The following is a 1,270-nucleotide window of genomic DNA, read 5'->3' on the forward strand; positions in this document are numbered from 1 at the left end:
GTAACGTGGCATCACTTTACCCATTGCCATCTCAGGAGATGCTACACCGCCTTTGCGCAGGCGGAATGGGTTAGGACGACGATCACGACCACGACGACGACGTTGACCACTTGCTCGTAGGTGACGAGGAGAACGACGGTTACGACGTTGTTTCGATTCACCTTGCTTGTTGTCTTGCTGTGCGTCTGCTGCTGTATCAACGGCTTGATCTACTTGAGACTCAACAGGTTCAATTGCTTTCACTGCTGTTTCTTCTACTTGCTCATCGGCAAGTTGATCTTTAACACGAACAGATTTGTTCAGTTTGCGACGTTGACGGCGCTCTTTGACTTTCTCTGTTTTCGCGTTTGCTTTCGCTTTATTCTCTTCAGGCTTCACTTCTGAGCGAGCTTCAGCCGCAAGTTGCAAGCCTTTTTCCGCTACTTTCGCGTTTGCTTTCGGCTCTTGAGCTTTTTCAGCTTGTTGAGGTTTTGGCTTACGCTTCTGGCTACGGTTTGGTTGCTGTTTGTTTGCAGGCTGTTGAGCTTCGTTTTGCTCATTTGCTTGCTCTTCACGAGGCTTACGGCGACGACGGTTATCACGGTTTTCACGACCTTCGCGGTTATCGCGTTGGTTGCTACGACGACGGTCGTTGCGATCGCGTTTGTTGCGCTTGTTGTCGCGGTTTGATTTCTTCTCTTCTTGTTTTGGTTCTTCTTTTACTTCTTCAGAACCACCAAATAGGAAGCTACCTAGTGCTTTAAACAAACGGCTGAATAGGCCAGGTTTTGCTTCTTGCTCTACTTCTTTCTTCTTCGCTACCGGCGCAGGTTTAGAAACAGGAGCTGGAGCGGTTTGAGCTGGCGCTGCAAAGCCCTTAAGAACTGGCTCTTCGATTCGCTTAGGTTTGATGTCTGTTTCAGAAGGTTCTTTACCTTCTGCTTCTTTCATTGCTTCCAACTTCTTAGGAAGTAGGTAAGAAATTAAATCAAACTCTTCACCTTCGCGTACGCGAATTACTTCAAAGTGCGGTGTTTCCATGTCTGAGTTAGGAACAACCGTAATTTTCACTTCTTGAATTCGTTCGATATGATTAACCGAGCGACGTTTTTCGTTCAATAGGTAAGATGCGATTGGCACTGGCACTACAGCCAATACTTGAGCTGTGTTGTCTTTTAGTGCTTCTTCTTCAATCAAACGAAGAACAGAAAGTGCTAGAGATTCGTTGTCACGAACAACACCTGTGCCGCTACAGCGAGGACAAATGTGGTGACTTGCTTCTGCAAGAGAA

The 1,270-nt window shown here is 46.8% G+C and carries 1 pseudogene; it reads right to left on the reverse strand.

Annotated elements, in window-relative coordinates:
- Positions 1-1,270: pseudogene (locus R7Q38_RS23710) on the reverse strand (ribonuclease E); the annotation flags it as partial.

Origin of the sequence: Vibrio sp. Vb0598 (assembly GCF_033338935.1) — a bacterium.
GTDB classification, from domain to species: Bacteria; Pseudomonadota; Gammaproteobacteria; order Enterobacterales; family Vibrionaceae; genus Vibrio; species Vibrio alginolyticus.